General features: G+C 41.6%; 21 protein-coding genes and 1 pseudogene. 10 read left to right on the forward strand and 12 right to left on the reverse strand.

From position 1 onward, the window contains the following. Window positions 1–113: 113 nt before the first annotated feature. Both ACT3QN_RS06065 and ACT3QN_RS06070 read right to left on the reverse strand, forming a co-directional pair. A complete protein-coding gene (locus ACT3QN_RS06065; protein WP_444523587.1) occupies window positions 114–1,028 on the reverse strand; it encodes a LysR family transcriptional regulator in 915 nt (304 codons plus the stop codon). A gap of 213 nt (window positions 1,029–1,241) precedes the next feature. Further along, a complete protein-coding gene (locus ACT3QN_RS06070; RefSeq protein ID WP_444523588.1) occupies window positions 1,242–1,448 on the reverse strand; it encodes a hypothetical protein in 207 nt (68 codons plus the stop codon). 527 nt (window positions 1,449–1,975) lie between these two features. Here ACT3QN_RS06070 and nfsB point away from each other — a divergent pair. Together nfsB and ACT3QN_RS06080 are read left to right on the forward strand one after the other, a co-directional pair. Further along, the gene (gene nfsB, locus ACT3QN_RS06075; RefSeq protein ID WP_444523589.1) at window positions 1,976–2,632 is read left to right on the forward strand and encodes an oxygen-insensitive NAD(P)H nitroreductase; all 657 of its coding nucleotides are present in this window, start codon (window positions 1,976–1,978) and stop codon (window positions 2,630–2,632) included. A gap of 158 nt (window positions 2,633–2,790) precedes the next feature. Beyond that, the gene (locus tag ACT3QN_RS06080; RefSeq protein ID WP_444523590.1) at window positions 2,791–3,180 is read left to right on the forward strand and encodes a nuclear transport factor 2 family protein; all 390 of its coding nucleotides are present in this window, start codon (window positions 2,791–2,793) and stop codon (window positions 3,178–3,180) included. Between the two features lie 137 nt (window positions 3,181–3,317). Here the strand turns inward: ACT3QN_RS06080 and ACT3QN_RS06085 are convergent, their stop codons facing one another. Continuing rightward, window positions 3,318–4,181 carry a DMT family transporter gene (locus ACT3QN_RS06085; protein ID WP_444523591.1) on the reverse strand — a complete coding sequence of 288 codons (864 nt, stop codon included), beginning with the start codon at window positions 4,179–4,181 and terminating at the stop codon, window positions 3,318–3,320. 138 nt (window positions 4,182–4,319) lie between these two features. Here ACT3QN_RS06085 and ACT3QN_RS06090 point away from each other — a divergent pair, with 138 nt between their 5' ends. Beyond that, entirely contained in the window at window positions 4,320–5,210 is an 891-nt protein-coding gene (locus ACT3QN_RS06090; RefSeq protein WP_444523592.1) for a LysR substrate-binding domain-containing protein, read from the forward strand. Window positions 5,211–5,353: 143 nt separating this feature from the next. Beyond that, entirely contained in the window at window positions 5,354–6,079 is a 726-nt protein-coding gene (locus tag ACT3QN_RS06095) for a carbon-nitrogen hydrolase family protein (protein WP_444523593.1), read from the forward strand. Between the two features lie 171 nt (window positions 6,080–6,250). On the opposite strand, the gene ACT3QN_RS06100 is transcribed toward ACT3QN_RS06095, so the two are convergent. Both ACT3QN_RS06100 and ACT3QN_RS06105 read right to left on the reverse strand, forming a co-directional pair. Next, window positions 6,251–6,838 carry a 2-hydroxychromene-2-carboxylate isomerase gene (locus tag ACT3QN_RS06100; protein ID WP_444523594.1) on the reverse strand — a complete coding sequence of 196 codons (588 nt, stop codon included), beginning with the start codon at window positions 6,836–6,838 and terminating at the stop codon, window positions 6,251–6,253. Between the two features lie 67 nt (window positions 6,839–6,905). Continuing rightward, window positions 6,906–7,634, reverse strand: a complete 729-nt coding sequence (locus ACT3QN_RS06105) for an SDR family oxidoreductase (RefSeq protein WP_444523595.1) — start codon at window positions 7,632–7,634, stop codon at window positions 6,906–6,908. A 150-nt stretch (window positions 7,635–7,784) separates the two neighbouring features. On the opposite strand from ACT3QN_RS06105, the gene ACT3QN_RS06110 reads away from it, so the two are divergent. Next, complete coding sequence (locus ACT3QN_RS06110; protein ID WP_444523596.1) at window positions 7,785–7,925, forward strand: winged helix-turn-helix transcriptional regulator; 141 nt, start codon at window positions 7,785–7,787, stop codon at window positions 7,923–7,925. A gap of 224 nt (window positions 7,926–8,149) precedes the next feature. Here ACT3QN_RS06110 and ACT3QN_RS06115 read toward each other — a convergent pair whose 3' ends face one another. From ACT3QN_RS06115 to ACT3QN_RS06125, 3 genes are all read right to left on the reverse strand, one after another. Beyond that, window positions 8,150–8,455, reverse strand: coding sequence for a putative quinol monooxygenase (locus tag ACT3QN_RS06115; RefSeq protein WP_444523597.1), 306 nt, complete (start codon window positions 8,453–8,455; stop codon window positions 8,150–8,152). 100 nt (window positions 8,456–8,555) lie between these two features. Continuing rightward, window positions 8,556–9,605 carry a zinc-binding alcohol dehydrogenase family protein gene (locus tag ACT3QN_RS06120; protein WP_444523633.1) on the reverse strand — a complete coding sequence of 350 codons (1,050 nt, stop codon included), beginning with the start codon at window positions 9,603–9,605 and terminating at the stop codon, window positions 8,556–8,558. 118 nt (window positions 9,606–9,723) lie between these two features. Further along, entirely contained in the window at window positions 9,724–10,587 is an 864-nt protein-coding gene (locus ACT3QN_RS06125) for an SDR family NAD(P)-dependent oxidoreductase (protein WP_444523598.1), read from the reverse strand. 441 nt (window positions 10,588–11,028) lie between these two features. Between ACT3QN_RS06125 and ACT3QN_RS06130 the strand changes: the two are divergent. Beyond that, window positions 11,029–11,189: pseudogene (locus ACT3QN_RS06130) on the forward strand (serine hydrolase); the annotation flags it as partial. Window positions 11,190–11,314: 125 nt separating this feature from the next. On the opposite strand, the gene ACT3QN_RS06135 reads toward ACT3QN_RS06130, so the two are convergent. Next, on the reverse strand, window positions 11,315–12,532 hold the full coding sequence (locus ACT3QN_RS06135) for an acetamidase/formamidase family protein (RefSeq protein ID WP_444523599.1): 1,218 nt from the start codon (window positions 12,530–12,532) through the stop codon (window positions 11,315–11,317). Between the two features lie 232 nt (window positions 12,533–12,764). Next, window positions 12,765–13,946 carry an MFS transporter gene (locus tag ACT3QN_RS06140; RefSeq protein ID WP_444523600.1) on the reverse strand — a complete coding sequence of 394 codons (1,182 nt, stop codon included), beginning with the start codon at window positions 13,944–13,946 and terminating at the stop codon, window positions 12,765–12,767. A 265-nt stretch (window positions 13,947–14,211) separates the two neighbouring features. Here ACT3QN_RS06140 and ACT3QN_RS06145 point away from each other — a divergent pair, with 265 nt between their 5' ends. From ACT3QN_RS06145 to ACT3QN_RS06160, 4 genes are all read left to right on the forward strand, one after another. Further along, window positions 14,212–15,591 carry an aminotransferase-like domain-containing protein gene (locus ACT3QN_RS06145; protein WP_444523601.1) on the forward strand — a complete coding sequence of 460 codons (1,380 nt, stop codon included), beginning with the start codon at window positions 14,212–14,214 and terminating at the stop codon, window positions 15,589–15,591. Window positions 15,592–15,635: 44 nt separating this feature from the next. Then, window positions 15,636–16,622 (forward strand): EamA family transporter, encoded by a 987-nt coding sequence (locus tag ACT3QN_RS06150; RefSeq protein WP_444523602.1) that lies wholly within the window; start codon window positions 15,636–15,638, stop codon window positions 16,620–16,622. A 265-nt stretch (window positions 16,623–16,887) separates the two neighbouring features. Next, window positions 16,888–18,318 (forward strand): patatin-like phospholipase family protein, encoded by a 1,431-nt coding sequence (locus tag ACT3QN_RS06155; protein ID WP_444523603.1) that lies wholly within the window; start codon window positions 16,888–16,890, stop codon window positions 18,316–18,318. 381 nt (window positions 18,319–18,699) lie between these two features. Next, on the forward strand, window positions 18,700–19,131 hold the full coding sequence (locus ACT3QN_RS06160) for a DUF6789 family protein (RefSeq protein WP_444523604.1): 432 nt from the start codon (window positions 18,700–18,702) through the stop codon (window positions 19,129–19,131). Between the two features lie 177 nt (window positions 19,132–19,308). Here ACT3QN_RS06160 and ACT3QN_RS06165 read toward each other — a convergent pair whose 3' ends face one another. Next, window positions 19,309–20,442 carry a M14 family metallopeptidase gene (locus ACT3QN_RS06165; RefSeq protein ID WP_444523605.1) on the reverse strand — a complete coding sequence of 378 codons (1,134 nt, stop codon included), beginning with the start codon at window positions 20,440–20,442 and terminating at the stop codon, window positions 19,309–19,311. 315 nt (window positions 20,443–20,757) lie between these two features. Then, window positions 20,758–21,471 carry a DarT1-associated NADAR antitoxin family protein gene (locus ACT3QN_RS06170; protein WP_444523606.1) on the reverse strand — a complete coding sequence of 238 codons (714 nt, stop codon included), beginning with the start codon at window positions 21,469–21,471 and terminating at the stop codon, window positions 20,758–20,760. Between the last annotated feature and the right edge of the window lie 78 nt (window positions 21,472–21,549).

A 21,549-nucleotide genomic window follows, 5' to 3' on the forward strand; every position in this document is an offset into this window, starting at 1 on the left:
ATCACGGTCTAGGAATTGCTATTCTTCTTGTATAATTAAACACGTCTCATGCAAAACACTTGAATGTGAACTATCTTAAAACTAACCAAACAGAATAAAAATCAGTTTTCGTTTTACCTTAACGCTTGCTCTACCTGTTTAATCAAGTACTCTTTGACCGCATTAAACAGCGGATCGATTAATCGCCGTTCTGGACAAATCAAATACAGCGGATAGTTGGCCACTTGCCAGCCGTCCAACTCTACCTCGACAAGTCTCCCTGCCTTTAAATCGCCGGCTATATCTAACTGAGACTTTAGTGCGATGCCTTTACCCGCTACTGCCCAGCGGCGTACAACATCACCGTCTTTACTTCGACGATTGCCATCCACTGCCACACGTTTAGTCTTTCCCGCTTTCTCAAAAGTCCACTCGCTCAAATATTTTTCATCATGCCCCAAACATAAGCAGTTATGCTGCGATAAATCTTCCGGCATTTTTGGGATGCCAATACCTTTATCAATTTTGCTCAAATACTCCTTTGACGCACACAGTATCGGGCGATTATTCAGCACTATAGGTAGTGCGACCAGTGAAGAATCTTTGGGCGCACCATAACGTAGTGCCAAATCAATCTGCTGACCGTATAAATCCACATAGCTGTCTGACATATGTAGCTGCACCGTCACTTTTGGGTGAATGTCTATAAAATCATCCAGCCAAGGCAAAATTAAGTTTCGACCTAAATCTGATGACGCCGACAGTCGAATTGTACCTGTGAGCTCAGCATCATTGTCATGCAGTCCTGCATAAGCGTTGTCCAAAATAGCCACCGCATCTCGGCAATGCTTTAAATATTGCTCACCCTTACTAGTTAACCGTAGCCTACGAGTAGAGCGAACAAACAATACCGTCTCAACCTCGGCTTCTAATCGCTTGATTGCTGCACTCACCACTGCAGGCGACAAATCTAAGTGCCGAGCACAGGCAGATAGGCTACCCAAGCGAGCGGTCTCAATAAAAATACGTAAATCCTGCAAATTCTTCATCGTGATGCCTTCGTTTAGTTAACGTCTAACTTAGCAACCACCATCGATTGCTGTGACTAGCCTCATCGTTATATAAAAATTATTGAAACTGTTTCTCTAAACCTGCTGATTATCAAAATCATTAATTATAGTAGCATGCACCTATAAGGTTTATTCACACATTTGGAGATATACGATGGATACTATAATACGGCCTACGAGCACATAAGAGACTCAACATAATAGAGAAAACCAACAAAGCGCACTACAGCAAGCACGCAACTTACCTCTACCTTCAAAATCAGACAAGCTTAAACGTGCGCTATCGGTAGAGCATTTTTGGCCAAGCATGGACAGAGTGGGAAACCACTGAGTATGACCTACCTGTACTTGATGACTCATTATTTGACCCAACTCTACGTGATGCAGTGACGCAAGCATAACGCACTCCTTCTATAGAAACGGCTGCTAAAAATTTATGGTAAGAGATACTACCTGACGTATACCAAGGACAACTCTTTGACCCAGCACAACTATCAACGCTGCGCCGTTATTTGCAAGCAATCGCAGACGCTAACATTCCCATACATCCTCCTTATGGTATCGCATTGAACACTAATGGTGCCATGTTAGATGCGCGCTCGCTAGATTTCGCGTCTTTTTAAGATGAGCTTATGTGTTTAATAGATTTATCAATTGATAAAGCACCTTCACTATACGTCCTAATATAGCTAATAAATAACCTTTAAGCAGATTGAAAATGCCATATTATCAAAATAATATTGAAAGTGTTTTATCTTGTAGCTAGTGGTTCTAATGTATGAACTTTACTATTATGAGTCATCGCTAGGACGAGCCGATCATTCAACTTAACTATTAACGAATAAGGATTGAGTGACACCGTTTGTTAAATCCATTTGTATTACCAGCTGACTAAAAACTAAAACTTACTCTATTTAAGGACAATCATGAAAACCATTAATGAAGCATTAAACTGGCGTTACAGCACCAAAGTATTTGATGCTAGCAAAAAGATATCTGCTGAAGATTTTGAGCAGATCAAAGACATGCTACAAATGAGTCCATCAAGTACCAATATTCAACCTTGGAGCTTTGTCATTGCAGATGATGAAGCAGGAAAAGCGCGGCTTGCCAAAAGCACGCAAGGCGCCTTTCATTTTAATACACCTAAAGTCTTAGATGCCTCACACGTGGTGGTTTTCTGTACTCGTATTCATGCCGACGACGAATACATGCAAGCGGTTTTAGAAAAAGAAGATCAAGATGGTCGCTATGCACAGCTAGAGTTTAAAACGCAGATGCATCAAGGTCGCCAATTGTTCTTAGATATGCATCGATTCGATACCAAAGATGAGACACATTGGCTTGCTAAACAGGTATATCTAAATATGGGCGCGGTATTATTGGGTAGTGCTCTTTTAGGTATTGATACCGTTCCTATGGAAGGGGTTGATTTACAGGCGCTTGATACAGAGTTCGACTTACGTAGCAAAGGATATTCTGCCGTAGCAGTGGTATCGTTTGGCTACCGCAGCGATGAAGATTTCAATGCCAAAATACCTAAGTCACGCTTGAGTGAAGAGGCTATCTTTATTAAGGCTTAGGCAACTGTCAAACGAAGTCTAAACATTATCAGATGGTCAATAAGCATAATTGTAACGTTGCTATTGGCCGTTTGAGTTTCTGACGTTTTTTAATAATATTGCTTATTAATCTACTGTATTGCTTTCAAAATAAACATAAATAATGACTGGAGCCGACGATGAATTTGGCAAACAATAAAAAGAATGCTATCGCGTTCTATAAGACTGCTTACGAGGGTAATCCACAAAATGCCGTTGCTGATTATGTGGGCAATGATTATATTCAACATAATCCCGCCGTAGCCAATGGTAAAGCAGGATTTATTGAATACTTTGAACGGATGCAAGCACAGTACCCAAATAAATCAATTGAGTTTGTACGTTGTATCGCTGAAGGTGACTTAGTTTCATTGCATACCCATCAAGTCTGGCATAACGAAAACCAAACTGTCGATGAGTTTGTGACGATGGATTTCTTTCGATTTGATAATAGTGGGAAAATTGTTGGGCATTGGGATTCTATCCAGCAAATACCCAAATATTCTGCTAATCATCAAACCATGTATTAGTTCATACCTACCTATGCAGGTAAAACGCTACATTTAGCTCAGCAGGCATGACAGCTATTGAACGATAATAAACTTTTATCTTAATAAGTTTATAAAGACAATCATCAATGACGACCAAAAAATATAACCCAAAAGCTCTATAAAGCTGTTCTTTTATATTTGATAGACTCAAGCGTGGCCAGCCAAATCAAAGGTAAAATAATCAGAGCCGAACCTATCAAAAGACTGATATCTGGTATCTCATCAAACCATACGATGCCGATAACCACTGCTCCTAACAAACCAGTATATTCTGCACTAGATATTTTATGTGCTTCAACCGCTCGGTAGACCAGTACGCAGATACCCGCATAGATCAAAATAAACAGATTTGAGCCCGCCGCTATCCATAGCGCGTACCAGCTCAAAGGGGCATTTTCCCAGATAGCCAAACCAAGACCCAATGGTATTCCTACTAAATTGGTCAAGAACAAGGTCTGAGCGACTGTATGATTCGAAGGTAGTTTACGAACTAGCAAATTGTTTGTCGCCATGGTTAAGGCCACGATCAACGCAAATATAGCGCCCATATTGATTTGTGTTGGTTTTACCACGACAAGAATACCTATAAAGCCGAGTATTGCCACAATGATACTTGGTACTGTGAGTCTGTCTTTATAAAATAGAAACCCCAGCGGCAACATCAGTAAAGGCGCAGTATAAAAAATAGCATTGACCGTCGCTAGTGGTAATGCTTGGATAGATAGCACCATAAATACCGCGCCAAACAACCAAATGTGACCACGTACAAAATGCCATTTCACATTACTCAGTAGCTTGGCTTTTTGATTGACTAAACAAAATGGTAACAGCATAAGAACTGCGGTCAGCTGACGCAATAGCACAAACTGATAGACGGCTGAGCTATCTGGCAACTCTTTTATTAGGGCATCTGAAAGGACTGCAATCATGTTTCCTGCAACCAATAGAATCATTGCAAACCCAACACTCATCTTTGGCATTGTCATCCTTACATCTATCTCAAAATACATAAAATTCTAAATTAAGCCATTTAGCCCAATGGTCAGACGTAATAGTATATTCGCGTATGCTCATGACGTATAATGATATAAAAATATTTAGTATTAGTTGAACTCATAATGAAACTCCCTCCATTACGTGCCATACAATGCTTTGAATCTGTCGCAAGGCTCAATAGTTTTTCTAAGGCGGCAGAAAGCCTCAATGTGACGCAAAGTGCCGTGAGTCATCAGGTTCGAACGCTTGAAGAATATCTTGGTGAATCGCTATTTTATAGACAAGGTAGAAACCTCATCTTAACAGATATAGGTGCTCGCTATTTCACAGAGGTGAATCAGTCACTAACGGCTCTATCCAATACCAGTCAAGCCATTCGCCATGATAAGCCCGGGCATATTCGCCTAGCACTGTATAGCTCAGTGGCTGTCAATTGGCTAATTCCTCGGTTAGAAGACTTCCGTGAACAGCACCCAGAGATTGAACTGACCTTAAACATGGTGACGGACCAAGACGATTATAATGAGCAATGTTCGGACTGCTTTATTACCGTCAATCCACCAAAACACAACGTCGTCAGCAAGTTTTTATTTGCTGAGAAGCTATTTCCTGTCTGTGGTCAAAAGCTCTGGGCAGAAATAAAGGATCAGCCATTGCCTGAGGCGTTATGGCAACACCCCTTACTGTCCGTAAAATACTCTGACAAAAGTGAAGGTACGGCTAATGATTGGCTAAAATGGTGTAAAGCAGGCGGGTTTGAGCTACCAAGCGAGGTAAAGATTAATCGATTTAGCCATGTACTGCTTGCCGCACAGGCTGCACGTTATAACTTAGGTATTACGCTTACCGACAACTATATGATGCTAGAACAAACACATCAGCAAAATCTTGTCAAAATCCCAATGCATGAATTACTCACTGGCGACAGTTTCTATTTCTTTTATAATGACTTAAAGTCAAATCAACCAGACATCATTAAATTGAGTCGTTGGTTAGAGTCACAATGTCTTTAAACGTGTTTTAAATAGCATTTTAAATAAATGTTTCTAAAGACCATCATTAACGAGTATTACCTATAATTGCGACCAATAAGCACTATGAAAGTATCAACCCCCTACGATAAAGAGCAAGACCTGTGCAAATAGTCCTCAATCAAATGGATATTACCGATTATCAAGTAACGGTAAATGCTGCTGCGATATTAAAGTCAATCCATGATCATCAAGTTTGCGATGGCTTTATGATTTTTCCAGAACTTGCTTTGACTGGCTTTCCGACGCTAGACAATATTGAAGCGTTATACCATCAATCAACAGAGCACTTTCACAGCATAGTGGAAGCAAGCAAAAATACAGATTCAACCATCATTATTGGACATATTGACAAGCAGGATCAACTTTTCTATAACGCATGTTCTTTTATAAAAAACGGAGACATCATTCATAAGCACCGAAAGTCAAAGCTTTGGCTTGATGATGTTGGGGTATTTACAAGCGGAGAAGACTTGTCAGTGGTTAGCATTAATGATGTGGTTTGCGGTGCTCAGATTTGTTTTAAGCTAGAGTTTCCAGAAGGCTCAAGAGCACTGGCAAAAAAAGGCGCACAGATCATATTTATGCCAAACGGCAATATGTCTCCCTATGCAAATACCCACTATATCTTGACTCAAGCTAGGGCTATAGAGAACCAATGTTTTATGATTACCTGCAATGGTGTCGGCGTCGATCATGGCGGTCAGTTTGTAGGAGAAAGTCTAATCGTTTCTCCTACGGGACGAATTATAAAAAAACTTGGTTCGACGCCAGACATAGTAACAGTAGATATAGATTTAGAAGAACTAGAGCAGTCTAAGCAAAACTATCACTATATAGACTTAGCTTGATTCAACCATAAAATTTAATGATTAAACTGAGTGGCAAGGTTGTTTTCTAGAGAAACCACAGTGAAGAAACATCACGGTTACGTATCGCGGCTGATGTCTGGTGGCTTGAGAGCCGATGGATTATCGTTGAGCTAGTACAGCGCAGTCTATATATCCTATGACTTACTATGCTCAATCTTTCAAAGCATTCTCAACAAAGCTCAAACGATCTTGGCCAAAGAACATCTCATCATTTACAAAGAAGCTTGGTGCTCCAAATACGCCTCGTGCTACCGCTTCTTCGGTACTAGATTTTAAACGCGCCTTGACCTCAGGCTCACTAATACGTGCCATAAAATCAGTCGCATCAATATCTATTTTTGACAGAACATCAGCAATGACTTCTGGTGATTCCATATTTAACTGTTCAGCCCATAGCGCATTAAAGATAGTAAATAAATAACTCTCAAATTTAGGTGTCCCCAAATAAGCGGTAACACCGCGCATAAGCTGCATCGTATTGACTGGGAAAAATGGATTGAAGCGAAATGGTACATCATAGATAGCTGAAAAACGCTTAAGGTCTTTGAGCATATAAGCGCCTTTAGCAGGTACGGCAGCCGGTGAGGTATTACCAACAGCTTGAAACACTGCACCAAGTAACATAGGTCGCCAAACGATCTCAGCATTGTGACGCTGTGCGATCCTCGCTAATTGTGTCCATGCCAAATAACTGGCTGGGCTGCCCACATCAAAGAAAAACTCTACTTGTTTACTCATCTTTGCATTCCTTGCAATTTATATTAAATATCCATTAAAATTTTTGACAGTTATTAATTAAGTAATACTAAAAAGTCTCCATCCATGGGCGTAAATCCAGCTCATGTGTCCAGCTATCTTTTGGCTGACAGTACAGCTGCCAGTACTGCTCAGCGATATGATCTGGATTTAAGATACCGTCTTGGTCTTTTAGCTCATAGCGCTCGGGAAAGTTGTCACGAATAAAATCAGTATCAATGGCGCCATCAATGATAGGATGTGCGACATGTATACCTTTGGGTCCCAACTCGCGCGCCATGCTTTGTGCCAATGCCCGCAGAGCAAACTTAGCACTAGCAAAAGCCGAAAAACCTTTGCTACCGCGTAAAGACGCTGTTGCACCCGTAAAGATAATTGTCCCTCTCTCACGTGGAATCATAACTTTTGCCGCTTCTCTACCGGTCAAAAAACCAGCCAAGGCACCCATCTCCCACACTTTTCGATAGACCCTTTCTGTCGTATCTACGATGGAGAAATGAACGTTTGCACCGATGTTAAATACCACTACTTCAATCGGCCCAATGTCTTTTTCAATATGAGCAAATAGCTCAACCATCTCTTGCTCGACACGTGCATCACAACCAAATGGCTTGACCACTCCCCCAGCCGCTTCGATATCACTGACTAATGCCTCTAACTTTTCAACAGTCCTTCTGGTCACGCATAACGTAAAACCTTCTCGCGCAAAGCGTTTGGCAACAGCGCTGCCAGTGGCGTCGCCTGCGCCAATTACAACTGCTACGGGTGCTCTGTTCATGTCTATTTCCTTATAGGTTACTTTTTAGAGCTAGCAAAAACATAGCTTTGTTTGTGGACCCTGTCAAGCTAACCTATAACTTAGAAATAAAAGAGATGACCTATGCGCTGGTATGAACTGGGCCAATAGTCTTGCTCGGTAGCTCAGACTTTGGCAGTCATTGGTGATTGTTGGACGCTTATGGTTTTACGCGATTGTTTTTTGGGAGTCGAACGATTCGACATATTTGAGCAACGCTTAGGTATTACACGCCATGTCCTATATGACTATCTTCGTAAGTTGGTTGCATAGGATATTCTAAAAAGTCGCTGATCAGTAGTGGCCACTACGTGAGAAATACAGACTGACAGAGTACGCTGAACCCATTACTACACATGATATTGAGGTTAAGTTAGAACCAAAATCTAGGTGTTTATGGGTACGGTGGCGGCTTTTTTCGATTAACTAGCGGCAATCGTTTCGGTAGTGAGCTTCAATTACTCATCCTATTATTAGCAGCAGAATATAGATCAAACCTATGAAATGGCTGTCATTTCAGTGACAATAAATTCATCGACCATATCATCTGTTACTTGTACATAGTTTTGAAAATGCAGGCTTTGTACATGTTGCTGAAGACAGTCATTGTTTTCCCAAATCTCATAAACAACGAAACCGTTACTATTTGCATTTTCTTGATGTAAGTCGTATTGGATACAGCCTTTATCATCTTGTGATGCTGCTGTCAGTTTAAGCAGCTCAGTTTTCACTTGTTCAACGTGCTCAGGTTTGGCTTTGATAGTGGCGACGATGGTAAGTGGTTTGTTTGCTTGCGTGCTCATCTATTTTTCCTATGTTTATATATTATCATTGATTTAAATAGGTCCAACATGTCTGCTAAAAGCGCCACACTGGACCTACCAACCTAAATGGCGTTATATATTATGCAGACCAACCTTCTAATACAATCTTGCCATGTGCTTGCTGATTTTCTAGCATTTGATGCGCGCTGCGTAGATGTTCAGCGGTGATCGTACCAAGATTGTGAGCGACCGTAGTTTTGATCTGGCCTGCATCAATCAATTTTGCCACTGCGTTTAATAAATGATGCTGTTCAATCATGTCTGGCGTACTAAACATTGAGCGTGCAAACATAAATTCCCAATGCAGGCTTAAACTTTTAGTTTTAAGAGGGTTGGCATCTAGTGATTTTGGATCATCAATCAGTCCAAGCTTACCCTGCGGCTTTAAGCATTTAATGATCTCTTCGTAATGATCTTCGGTGTTATTGAGACTCACCACGTAGTCTACTTCGGTAATACCTGTTTTTTGTAGCTCATCAGACAGAGGGTTGCGGTGATTGATAATATGATCAGCACCCAAATCTTTGAGCCATTGCACGCTTTCATCTCTTGAAGCCGTACCGATAATCGTGGCAGACGTTCTTGTTTTCAATAACTGAGTTAGGATAGATCCAACGCCACCCGCTGCGCCAATGACCAATACTGAGACGTCATCAGCGTTTTCGCTACTACTGCTGTCGTTTGCCGTGCTATCAGAGACAGGCACTTGTAAACGGTCAAACAACATCTCCCAAGCTGTAATCGTTGTAAGCGGTAATGCTGCTGCCTCAGCGAAAGACAAAGAGGCTGGCATGTGTCCAACGATACGCTCATCGACCAACTGATATTCCGCATTGCTGCCTGAACGGGTTAAATCTCCAGCATAATAGACCTTATCGCCTACTGAGAATAAACTGACGTCTTCACCGACAGCCGTCACCGTACCAGCAGCATCCCACCCGATAACCGCATACTCGCCCTCTTCGGCAGGTCTCCCTTGACGGATTTTGTAATCTACTGGGTTGACTGATATGGCTTTCACTTCTACGAGAATATCGCGGCCTGAAGCAACTGGCTTATTAAGGGTAATGTCTTGTAGAGACTGTTCGTTATCGATAGGCAGATTATTTTGATAACCAATGGCTTTAATAGTTTGCATAATATTGTGTCCTGTTTCTAATGAGAAATTTTTAATAATAAAATTTTTGAGAATATAGTTGATAGTGTTCCGATTGCTTGCAATTAACTAATACTGCTAAACATAGGTCTTAGGCAAGAACTGACTGCAATACTGTTTGAGTCTGCTGCTCAAGCTCTGCAATGGCTGTTTTGTTTAAAGCATCAACATGTGGTTGACCAAACTCCCCTCTTGCATCACCATGTGCGCCATCTTTTATATCGTTATCAAAGTATCTACCAGTGTCATCAGCGAACTCATCCGAGATGGCCAATGCAGTTAGGATATTTGCGCCCTTGTCTGCTGATGACCAATACTGACCATAAGCCTCATCGACCATTTTTGTATTCAGCAGCGAACCTGGGTTGACAGCAATGACATTGATATCGTCGCTAGCAACTGTATCCGCTAACGCCATACTCCACATCGTGAGTGCCAGCTTACTTTGGGCATAGGCGGCTTTATCATCGAGTCGGGTCTGGCCTGCAAACGCTTTATATGATATTGGTGCTTGCGCAGCTGAGCTTAAGTTCACGATACGCGCTTGACCAGATTGCTTTAGCAAAGGTAATAAAGCATTGGTCAACTCATAAGGCGCTAGATAATTGACCACGAAACGTACATCCAAACCGTCTTTAGTCATTGCTGATGCCGTGGTATAAATCCCTGCGTTATTTATGAGCACATCAAGCTTTGGCAATTTTTCATTGACGTCTGCTGCCATCTTTATCACATCTGTCAAATCAGAAAAGTCAGCCACAAACCCATCAATGCTGTCTACTGCTGCGCCTGTCGCGACTGCTTTGACTTCTGCAATGACACAAGCAAGTTTGTCAGCATTGCGGCCATGCAAGTATACTTGATGCCCAGCTTTTGCCAATTTTAGCGCTGCCAATTTTCCAATGCCATCAGTGCTGCCAGTGATTAGAATCGTCTTAGTTATATTAAGAGTCATAAGCCGTCCTTATTTTTTGAATTATTGTTCCAGTTTTGGTTACCTGTTCTATTTTATCTATCGTAATTGCGCCCATTGTAATGAAAGTGTTGTGCTTCAAACAGTAGCTATCACCTAAAACACTTTCAATATAATTTTGAAAATAAGTGATTTTTGAATAGTTGTTTAAATGACTACTGGTTATATGAAAGTTAAGGAAATATTGGCAAAGTAACTCTATTTACTTGTAGAACTCTCAATTTGATCGCATTGTAGTCAGACACTAGGTAGTATTATCTGATACGATAATGCACTCAAATTTCATCTATATAATGGCGTTGAAATAAAAGAAGCGCGGCTCATTGAAGCTGCTCATTAAAGTCGGTTTAAATAGCAGTCAAACTGACTGTCTGACTGTTTTTCTTAATGGATAGATCCAAACCTCATGAGAAATGAGATGTATGGGTGAACAAGACAGGCGCCACCAATGGGTTCGGTGGATATATCGCTTATATTCCCGCAAAAAAATCTGGCATTGTCATTTTGGCAAATAAGAACTACCCCAACGCAGAGAGAGAGTCAAAGCGGCTTACACCATCCTGCAAAGTGCGATGGCGAATTGAAGTGGCAGAAAATATCGCTCTGTCTCTAGTAACATTCACCTTTTTTCAACCAATATAATGCATGCAAAAAAGTCCTTTATATAGTATAAAGGACTTTTTTCTGAAGTTGAGCGCGTTAGTTTGTACTACTTTTCAAACTCTTTAAAATCTGCTTTACGAATTTTGGCGTGAATACCTTTAGTCTTATCTACGACTTGCGATACTTCAAAATCTGTCGCTGCACTTAGGTAAGCATAAGCAATCGCCTCATCGATACCATACTCTTGATTCAAGAAACGAATCGCTTCACGAGTAGACTTCTTCATCGCTTCATCTAAATCTTCATCCAACCCTGGCGTGATCCAAAATTCAGCATTCTCTGCCAAAGGTTGCACAATTTCTTTACCTGGAATTTTATCTTTGCCTGCTTTTAGCAGTGTAAATTTAAAAGTGGCGCGAGCAGATGCTTCGAGAGCAGTTAACGCAACCTCGCCATCGCCTTGGGCAAAGTGGCTGTCACCTGTATAGAACAGTGCACCTGCTACCTGTACTGGATAATAAACCGTCGCACCTGCACCCAATTCATTGATATCAATATTGCCACCATACATAGCAGGTGGAACTGAATGTACTCGCTCCGAGGTATTTGCTGCGACACCCATTAGCCCCATAAATGGACTGAGTGGAAAACGTATAGACTGACCAGAATCTGTTTTTAGGATACCTTCGTATTCACCTTTGGCGTTCTTCTCTATAGGAGTAAATACGGAGACATTACCGTAACGTTCAGGATAAGCAGCAGACGCGTTATCTTGTTTTTCTTTTTTGGGAAACTCGCCTGCCAATGCGCCTTTGCCATGACGATTAGAGATGACGCCATACGGTACGCGCGGCTCAACGTTGATGACTTCTACTTTTAGGATATCACCTGGTTGTGCCCCTTTAATCTCGATAGGGCCTGTTACGATATGAGGACCATCTTTATCAAAATCATGTTCTAATTCCGATTTTGTTATTGTTTTTGCTTCCTCTAAAATAAAATCGTCTTTGACCCCTTTTGACTTAAAGTACTTTTCTGCATCACGGCCCTGATCTTCGAGCAAACCTTCGTGTGAGACCGTATCAAAAGTCACCACACTACCTGAAGCAACCGACATAACGGGGCTAGCGTCTCTATTAGGTAAATATCCCCATGTTATGGTGTCTAAAGTAGAAGGTACATAGTAATTGCCTTTGTATTCGCCGCTACTCAGTTGAGTAGGTTCATCTGCTATTTGCTTAAGAACCGTAAAGTCTTCTGCTTGGGATACTGATATACCAAACGCGCTTAGAATAAACAGTGAAAGGATGGTTTTTTTGAACATAGAACATACCCTCTTTAGTTGAAGCCTGACCATATTGTCGTACTTGTATAAAAGGCAAGTTCTATGCCACAGAAAAAACGATGTTTTCTACTAAACTCAGTGGCAAAAGCACTATATTGATACAGTTTTTGCTTTATCGTGGTGCTTCAGTATAAAAAGAGCGTTGTTTTAGAGCATAGCGTTGCATGGAATGCAAATATAATGAGAAGAAAACTTAATTATCAATCTTATTTTAAGTCACGCTATGCAAATTGGTGTTCGAACGACTACCAATTCTCAATATGGGCTGGCTGACAAATAAGACAAGCACACCAACCAATGAAAACAGACCGAAGGCGTAGAACGCAGTAGCAACACCATATCGATCAACAATCAAACCAGTAAAGATGACCGGTACACTAAGCCCTATATATGCCATCAGAAAATATCCGGCACTGGCACGTGCCTGCTCAGTACCAGCCGAGCATGCGACTCCTAGCATACCTCCTAAATAGGCAAATCCATAACAACTACTGCTCGCCAACAAAGCAGCCAAAAGAATCATTGGCAGGTTGGCATTCAACGTTCCCCAAGCCAATAAAACATAGGCTGGTAGCAAGATCAGAAGACCAAGCTTACTTGAGACTTGAGGGTCAAGTTTTCGGGCGATTGGCTGAACGATCAATCCACAACTGATAGCCAACATAGAAGATATCCCTGCATATTTAGCGAGTCCATGCGTGGCTAGTACTGAGGGAATAACTGACAATACCAACCCTGTCGTCGCCCAACAAATCAAAATACCGCTACCATACCAAATGACTTCACGGTTAAAATGAGGTAGCCGTAGCATAGATGTGGGCGAACTAGTGCGTTTAGGTGCTGTCTCTGGTAATTGATACAACAAAAATATAGCGACCAGACCGCTCGCTAACAGTATGAAAAAACTGGCTGGCTGATCGGTTTCATAAAACATCAAAGAAACTGTCGTCAACATAGGGCCAAGACCAAAACCTATCGTTGTACTGGCCGTCACCCACGCTGTCGCACGCATCGTATCTGATGAATCAAGCAGCTCAATCATATAGGCAGTCGCCGTAGCAGCCATCAGAGCGGTTCCCACACCCAGTACGAATCGCGCTACTGCTAGCGCGCGCGTGTACGGATAAAATAACATAAGAGCCGTCGCTGCTATCGATAGTGCTAGAGAGATTAAAATCACCTTGCGCCGTCCGATACGATCAGACAAACCACCAAAAGCTAATAACACAGGTATGACGCCTAATACATAAAAGGAAAACGCTATCGTGGTTGCTAATACACCATAACCATCATTGTGTGCGTAAACAGCATAAAGCGGGCCTTGGATATTGACGCTTGTCGTTATTACGCATAAGACAAACGCCAAATATTTATTATATTTTTTAGTGGTCATATATCGCTGCTTTTAGAAGAATAATTATTGAATTGACTGAGGTTAATGTGATTCATAATAGAATCACACCTACTTCTATATCGTTTACGTTCAATAATTAAAACAAAAGCAAAGTAGGTTATCTACACACAATCCAGTACAATTAGACAGAACTGTTTGGTCTATAAGACCCATACAGTTTGAATATCATGTCCACATATTGTCTTAGCTATAGTTTTGAAATAACGCGTTCAGAAAAGCCGCCTTACCAAAAATTGTGAAAAATATGAATAAAAAGCCAACACGCATCGAAGTTGTCATGGCTGACGTAAAAGAGAAAATAGCGACCGTTATCTACATGCCAGAGTCGCGACTACCCTCTGTCCGTGCCGCTGCCAAAGATTATGGGTTCTCGCCATCTACAGTGGTTGAAGCCTATGAGCGCCTGCAAATCGAAGGGGTTATCTACTCCCGTCCGGGTGCAGGGTTCTATGTGGCAGAGACGACAGCGCCGCTATCACTGACAGATATAGCACCAAAAATTGACCGAGTGGTAGATCCATTGTGGGTATCGCGGCAGTCGTTGGAGCCACCCGATGGCGCACTAAAACCAGGCTGCGGTTGGTTACCAGCGGACTGGCTGTTTGAGGCAGGTATACGCCGTGGTCTGCGAAGTGTGGCAAAAGCTGACGCATCCATTATCAGTGAGTATGCAACGCCACTAGGACTGTTAACATTGCGTCAACTACTCACGCGGCGTATGGCAGGATTAAGTATCAATGCAGAACCGTCACAGGTCATATTGACGGATTCAGGCACTCAGGCGATAGATTTGATTTTTCGATTTCTACTGACACCAGGTGATACGGTTGTCGTCGATGATCCTTGTTATTTTAACTTTCGAGCACAGCTGCTTGCCCATCGGGTCAAAGTAGTAGGCGTCCCTTATACACCAAACGGGCCAGATGTAGAGGCCTTTGCAGCGATTTTAGACGAGCATAAGCCACGCCTATACATTACCAATGCTGCCATTCACAATCCTACGGGCGCAACATTATCACCTGCTACGGCATACCGTGTATTACAATTGGCTCAAGCGGCTGGTTTGTACATTATTGAAGATGATATTTTTGCAGATTTTGAAATCAAGCCTGCAGCGAGATTGGCAGCTTTGGATGGGTTATCACGAGTATTCTATATCGGCAGTTTTTCTAAAACGTTGTCCGCATCTCTACGCTGTGGTTATATTGCAGCGTCTACAGAATGGGTCGAGAGTTTGGTAGATTTAAAGATAGCGACTGGCTTTGGTGGCAATCAGTTAGCAGCAGCGGTTGTGTTCTCAGCATTGACTGATAGCGGCTACCGTAAGCATATGAATGATATCCATACTCGGCTGGCAAGCGCGCATACTCATACGTTACCACGATTGGCTAAATTAGGCATCGTACCGTGGCTGCTCCCACAAGCAGGTATGTTCCTATGGTGCCGATTACCAGAGAATAATAATGCGACTGAATTGGCCAATCGCTGTTTATCACAGGGTGTAGTATTAGCACCAGGCAATGTTTTTAGCCAATCGGACAATGCTGATAACTTTATGCGGTTCAATGTCGCGCAGATGAATCATTCAAAGATATTCGAAGTATTGGCTCAATCGTTAGACTGACCAAACATTCCCAAAACAGATACTAACTCTCTAGGATAAACAATATGTCCCCTATATATACTGCATTGGCAGTACTGGTTACCTTTATTTGGGGCGTGAATTTTACCTTCATTGCATGGGGGCTTGAGAGCTTTGCACCATTAATGCTTACCGCCCTGCGTTTTTTCTTTACCGCTGTGCCACTGGTCTTGTTTCTAAAGCCGCCTAAATTCAACCGTACCTTATTCATTTATGCCATCGGTACATTTGTCATGCAGTACGCCTTTGTCTTTACAGCGATGCATTTGGGTTCATCCCCAGGGCTGACGGCACTATTACTACAAATTCAGATTTTTATCACGGTATTGCTAGCGTACTTTATATTGGGCGAATCAGTCAGCCGTATGCAAATCGTTGGTATGTTGGTCGGTGTGCTAGGACTTAGCGTAATTGCATTAAACCTTGGCGGTGATATGCCTTTAGTAGGGTTTGTCTGTATTTTGATTGCTGCCATCGGTTGGAGCTTTGGTAACATTGCATCCAAGCAGGCTTCAAAACAGGCTTCAGAGAAATCGCTAGAAAAAGCATCAGAACAAATGGCCCTAAAAGTGACGCAGCAAGAAACAAGAGTATCTGTTACTAAAGCTAGCGTTAGGGCAAATAAGGCATCTGCTTTGTCTGCTCTAGCATTAGTAGTCTGGGGCAGTCTCATTGCTTGCGTGATGCTAACGATATCTTCTCTTATCTTCGAGACTGATGCATGGCAACTAGAGACGTTTACTGAAGCATCACTCAAATCTTGGCTATCACTTGGGTTTATCGTCTATATCTCAACCTTAATTGGCTTTGGACTGTGGGCATACTTACTCAGTCAAAATACAGCCTCTAAGGTGATGCCGTTTGCGCTATTAGTGCCCGTATTCGGTATGGTGACCTCAGTCCTACTCACAGGAGAAGTGGTGACTTGGTGGAAAATGCTTGCCATGATGTTGATTTTATCAGGGCTGTTATTAGCAAATGTGAAGATAAAAATGAAAAGAAAAGCTATTTGAGTGGTTACTCAGTTTTATCTTGACTCGCTATTACCGTCCAGTTAAAGTTTATTAATAGTACTTACATTACATCCCTCATGACTGATGCTAATAAAAAATCAGTCTATATTAGCTTTGTTTTATATACGTCGTATTTAGAAGGTATTCACTGTTCTTAAGTTTCAAGTCAAAACTGACATGGAAGTCAAAAACCGACATCGTTCACTCTGATATTAGACAAAAGATACAGAGCGAACCACAGTCTACAAACCTTTAGGTGATTTGAATGCGTATAGACATACCTATTTACTATGATCGACTGCTGCAGAAACTTTCGAAATTGATCGTTTCACCTCGTTTATGCCTTACATATTTCCTGTTACTCATCATTCTTACCTCTCTATTCATCACCGGTTGTACACAACGAGTCTGGAACAAGCCCATTGAAGACAAATCCACTGCTCGTTATGATTTTAATAACAACCTCCCAAAAAACTCAGACGAAGTCTTTGTCGTACTTGCCTTTTCTGGCGGTGGTACACGGGCAGCAGCACTCAGCTATGGTGTGTTAGAAAAACTACGTGATACACCTGTGACTATCAATGGCGTAGAGCGCCGACTATTAGATGAAGTCGATGTCATCTCTTCTGTATCTGGAGGAAGCTACACAGCTGCTTATTACGGATTATTCGGTGATGATATTTTTGAGAAGTTTGCACCACAATTTTTGTATGAAGACTGGCAGTCACGGCTGATTAGACTTGCGTTACGTCCGCAAAGCCTGATAGCGATGAGCAGTTCTGAATATAATCGCGGAGATTTGGTGGCCAATAATTTAAATAACAGTCTATTTCAACAAAAGACCTTTGGCGATATGAGTCGTGGAAAGTTGCCTTACGTTATCCTAAATGCAAGTGATCTGAACAATGCCATGACTTTTTCATTTACTCAGCAGCAGTTCGATTTTTTATGTTCGGATTTATCAAGTTACCCAGTTGCCAATGCGGTAATGGCCTCTTCCTCAGTACCTGGCATCTTTGCCCCTATTGCTTTACATAACTTTTCTGATTGCCCGCAGCGTTCTCAGCCTTGGGTTAATCAAGCCCTAAATCAAGACAGTCATTTACCACGTAGTTACGCGATAGCGCGCGCATTAGATAGGTACTCACAGCCAGAGCGCATGCCAGTGGTACGCTTGGTAGATGGCGGGGTGACTGATAATTTAGGCGTGCGCGGATCAATGATGAGTCCTGTGACCCAGTATGGTGATGTGCCTAATATGGCTGGTGCCTTCAGTCCTGCTAAATTGCGTCAAGTCAAGCAAGTACTAGTCGTTGTGGCCAACGCGCAGACTTACTCAGAACATGAGTGGTCGGTGGAAAATAAAGAGCCGAGTTTTCTTGATACCATTTCAGCGTCGAGCGAAGTCGCACTAGGTACGCTAAATAATGAAACTGTCTCATTGGCCAAAAAAGAATTTATGCAATGGGGAGAGCATGTAAATGCTCAGCGGCCTGAAAATGCGCCTCAAGTTGAAGTACACTTTTCTGTATTGACCTTCGATCAAGTCAAAGATAAAACAGAGCGAGCAAAGTTCGATGCTATGCCCACCACCTTTCATTTGCAACCTGATCAAGTAGATGATCTACGATACTTGGGTAATAACTTACTTGAACAATCTAAAGAATTTCAAAATTTCCGTCATGCTCTCCAGTGACCGCATATGCGTGACTGGTAGCATGCCAGCCTATACTTACCACATTTATCTATGCTCATCTCTGCCTGTTATACCCACCCTATTTTTTCGAACTAAGTATTCGTAGCATGTTTATGATTACAAGTAAAATTGAACGATTACTCAAAATTACTTGAATGACTGCTTCAGACGTTTTACTGTGGAAACAGTACTTACTACAGTTTTAATACTTGGTAGGTAGTATAGGAATACGATAATTTTGAAGATTACCTACGCCTTTTAATATGTTTACCGTACATATAATCAGGTATCTACCTCCAATGTATTACGGCTGGATAATAAATAAAATCAAAAACGTTCAAAAAATAATGATAATTCAAACCTGAAAAAGGAATGACTACTATGAACAAATATATGGCTGGAATAATCGCTGCTTTTATCGCGACCATCGTTATGTCCCTACTCTTAATGCTAAAAAGTGTGGTAGGCCTGATGCCTGATTTAGATATTATCGCGATGCTGGCATCGATGATGGGCGGTAGTCATGTAGTGGCATGGATTGCTCACTTTATGGTGGGATCGATCGGCTATGGTATCGTCATGGCATTGATGGCAGGTACGGATAGAAGTAAGAACTTTACTCTAATTGGTGCGTTGGTAGGAGCACTTGGTTGGTTTATGATGATGATTGCTATTATGCCTATGATGGGCAATGGCTTATTTGGTTTATCAATGCCAAGCGGTATCATGATTCCGATCGCCACTCTTATGCTACATCTGGTATTTGGCGTAGTATTGGGTAAAGTTTATACTAAGCTTGTTGCCGCACACTAAAAACTTAGAAACCAACCAGCTACAATAGTAGCTGATTAAAGCTCGCTATTAAAAATCAACATTAAAAAGTGACATTAAAAGTGTAGATTTAGAATCATTTAAAACAAGCTGCTAACGATGATCTTTAAAAAACAGGCCATCATTAGCAGTTTTTTATTTTCTACAGCTTTTTTTATATTATAGTTCTCTTAAATCATCTACGACAGCCAGCATTGATATCAGTGATGCTTCCCCTAATTTGATAGAGCGCTCTGGCGACCAACCCATCTCTTCATCAGGCAGGTTGTCATTATCTTTAAATGGCATCTCTAACGTATTAGCGAGGCAATCAAAATGCTCTGCCGCCCAATTGGTAGCAACGGTCATATTGGCAGTACCCGGTGCATCAACGTCATAGCCAATCTCAGACTGGAAGTCGGCGCTGGCTAATTTTAATACCTCTGAAAATCTATCACGCAGACCAGCCAGACGATCACTATAGCTTGGCGTCCCTTGTGAGCCAGCGAGGAAGACGTATGGCAATGCTTCATCACCATGCACATCATAAAATAGATCCACGCCTGTCGCTTTCATTTTATTAATCACATGAAACACTTCAGGACTTTTTTCTAAGCTTGGACTTTGCCATTCACGGTTCAAATTGGTTCCGGCAGCGTTAGTACGCAAGTGTCCACGCACACTGCCATCTGGGTTCATATTAGGGACTACATAAAAATTAGCTTTGTCTAATAGCTGTCTGCCTGTCGCATTATCACTATCTAACAAGCTATACAACAAACCCTCAATAAGCCACTCAGCCATCGTTTCACCTGGGTGCTGACGGGCGGTAATCCATATATTACGCTTATGGGCAGCTCCATCACCAATTTTGACTAAAGTTAGGTCACGTTTATCAAGCGTTTCGCCCAAATGCTCTAATGTCACTAGCGGATGCACTTGCACGGCGGCCAATAAATCTTGGTGACGCTCATAGCTATAAGGCGCAAAGTAGGCAATTTGCATAGTTTCACATTCTAACTCTGCCACGATGGTCAATTTTCCATCTTTATAAGACGTTGGAAGACGGAACCAATGCTGACGATCATAAGAACCTACCGCTTGGTAATCTTCCCACCCTTCTAGATAAGACGACTCACCTGCATTCAGAATATTGAGAACATACTGCTCCCCTATTTGGCCTGATAGACGAAAGTTAAACCACTGAAAAAACTCTCCGCCAACGTCTGGACGAATCGCTAGTTGAATGTCCTTTTTATCATCTGCATTGATAACGTCAATGTTGCCTGCATCAAAATTCGCCGTGATATACATAGTTATTCCCTAATTAATTTTTATGATTCTGTTTTAAATATTATGTCCATTATAGACTTACCATTTTACCTACTGTTTTTTTGATAGCTTCTACTTTTATCTAATAGAACAGACATACGTTTACTTGGTTATGGCAGACTAATTTTCAAGGTATTCGCTTTATAATCTCTGTATCGCATATGTTCAAGAGAACTACTGGTTAAAAGGCTCAAATAAAATTGCTAATAGCTTGAAACATAGGACAGAAAAAAAGCCACGACACATCATATATCGCAGCTTTTGGCTCAAGCAAACGTAAGCGATCTGATTTGACGATTAAATCCAACCTTCTTCTAGTAGATGCTCAGTATTACTGACTTTAAACTCATTGCATAAATCATAGAACGCCATTGGATCTGCTACATTGTCAAGCAACTCTCGTTTATGCAGTGCTACAAATAGTGCTAATGCATACGCCGCACTATGAATAGATTTTTTAGGATTAAAAGTAATATCAGTAAACCCTTGATATTGTATTACTTCCTCATGCAGCTGAGGGTTTTGCTTGAGCGCATTCACATATAGCCAGTCATAAAACGTCGTCAACGGCTCTACGCCCCACTCCATACCGAAATATTTGTAGCCAATGAGCTCCCCTGACGTCATTAATCGTTCATCTTTTCTGGCTTGTCTTGGCGCTACAGTTAACAAGTCAAGATAAGGACCACCATCTTCAAAAACCATACTGGCTTGAAAGACATTTTCGACACTATATGAGTTACCATCATGCTCATCGGTGATTTTTAGACTGAATGGACTTAGCGGAAAACTCAGCTTATTACCAGATTTGCTAGACAGCTCTAATACGTGCTTAAACCCATATTTTTTACGTATGACTTGATGTAAGTCATTGATGGTTTTTTTCTTTTGTCTGCTAGAAAACCCCACATGCCGTTCAACTCTAACCATGTCTGTTTTTACCAGATTGTCACTGTTGACTTTGGGCATGAATACAGGTTTATGCTCTACAGCGTTCTGTTCTTGTTCCATAGGAATGTGCCTTGATATCAATGGTTTTATATAAAGAATTTGTTGTAACTGTGCTGACTTCACATACTTTTGACGACG

Origin of the sequence: Psychrobacter sp. AOP7-C1-14 (genome assembly GCF_052376135.1) — a bacterium.
Lineage (GTDB): Bacteria > Pseudomonadota > Gammaproteobacteria > Pseudomonadales > Moraxellaceae > Psychrobacter.

Excerpts from the sequence above, each read along its gene's own strand:
- ACT3QN_RS06065 (WP_444523587.1), bottom strand. The coding sequence starts at position 1,028 with ATGAAGAATTTGCAGGATTTACGTATTTTTATTGAGACCGCTCGCTTG.
- ACT3QN_RS06090 (WP_444523592.1), top strand. The coding sequence starts at position 4,320 with ATGAAACTCCCTCCATTACGTGCCATACAATGCTTTGAATCTGTCGCA.
- ACT3QN_RS06140 (WP_444523600.1), bottom strand. The coding sequence starts at position 13,946 with ATGACCACTAAAAAATATAATAAATATTTGGCGTTTGTCTTATGCGTA.
- ACT3QN_RS06135 (WP_444523599.1), bottom strand. The coding sequence starts at position 12,532 with ATGTTCAAAAAAACCATCCTTTCACTGTTTATTCTAAGCGCGTTTGGT.
- nfsB (WP_444523589.1), top strand. The coding sequence starts at position 1,976 with ATGAAAACCATTAATGAAGCATTAAACTGGCGTTACAGCACCAAAGTA.
- ACT3QN_RS06165 (WP_444523605.1), bottom strand. The coding sequence starts at position 20,442 with ATGTATATCACGGCGAATTTTGATGCAGGCAACATTGACGTTATCAAT.
- ACT3QN_RS06115 (WP_444523597.1), bottom strand. The coding sequence starts at position 8,455 with ATGAGCACGCAAGCAAACAAACCACTTACCATCGTCGCCACTATCAAA.
- ACT3QN_RS06145 (WP_444523601.1), top strand. The coding sequence starts at position 14,212 with ATGAATAAAAAGCCAACACGCATCGAAGTTGTCATGGCTGACGTAAAA.
- ACT3QN_RS06100 (WP_444523594.1), bottom strand. The coding sequence starts at position 6,838 with ATGAGTAAACAAGTAGAGTTTTTCTTTGATGTGGGCAGCCCAGCCAGT.
- ACT3QN_RS06155 (WP_444523603.1), top strand. The coding sequence starts at position 16,888 with ATGCGTATAGACATACCTATTTACTATGATCGACTGCTGCAGAAACTT.
- ACT3QN_RS06070 (WP_444523588.1), bottom strand. The coding sequence starts at position 1,448 with ATGCTTGCGTCACTGCATCACGTAGAGTTGGGTCAAATAATGAGTCAT.
- ACT3QN_RS06095 (WP_444523593.1), top strand. The coding sequence starts at position 5,354 with ATGGATATTACCGATTATCAAGTAACGGTAAATGCTGCTGCGATATTA.
- ACT3QN_RS06105 (WP_444523595.1), bottom strand. The coding sequence starts at position 7,634 with ATGAACAGAGCACCCGTAGCAGTTGTAATTGGCGCAGGCGACGCCACT.
- ACT3QN_RS06150 (WP_444523602.1), top strand. The coding sequence starts at position 15,636 with ATGTCCCCTATATATACTGCATTGGCAGTACTGGTTACCTTTATTTGG.
- ACT3QN_RS06125 (WP_444523598.1), bottom strand. The coding sequence starts at position 10,587 with ATGACTCTTAATATAACTAAGACGATTCTAATCACTGGCAGCACTGAT.
- ACT3QN_RS06085 (WP_444523591.1), bottom strand. The coding sequence starts at position 4,181 with ATGCCAAAGATGAGTGTTGGGTTTGCAATGATTCTATTGGTTGCAGGA.
- ACT3QN_RS06080 (WP_444523590.1), top strand. The coding sequence starts at position 2,791 with ATGAATTTGGCAAACAATAAAAAGAATGCTATCGCGTTCTATAAGACT.
- ACT3QN_RS06160 (WP_444523604.1), top strand. The coding sequence starts at position 18,700 with ATGAACAAATATATGGCTGGAATAATCGCTGCTTTTATCGCGACCATC.
- ACT3QN_RS06170 (WP_444523606.1), bottom strand. The coding sequence starts at position 21,471 with ATGGAACAAGAACAGAACGCTGTAGAGCATAAACCTGTATTCATGCCC.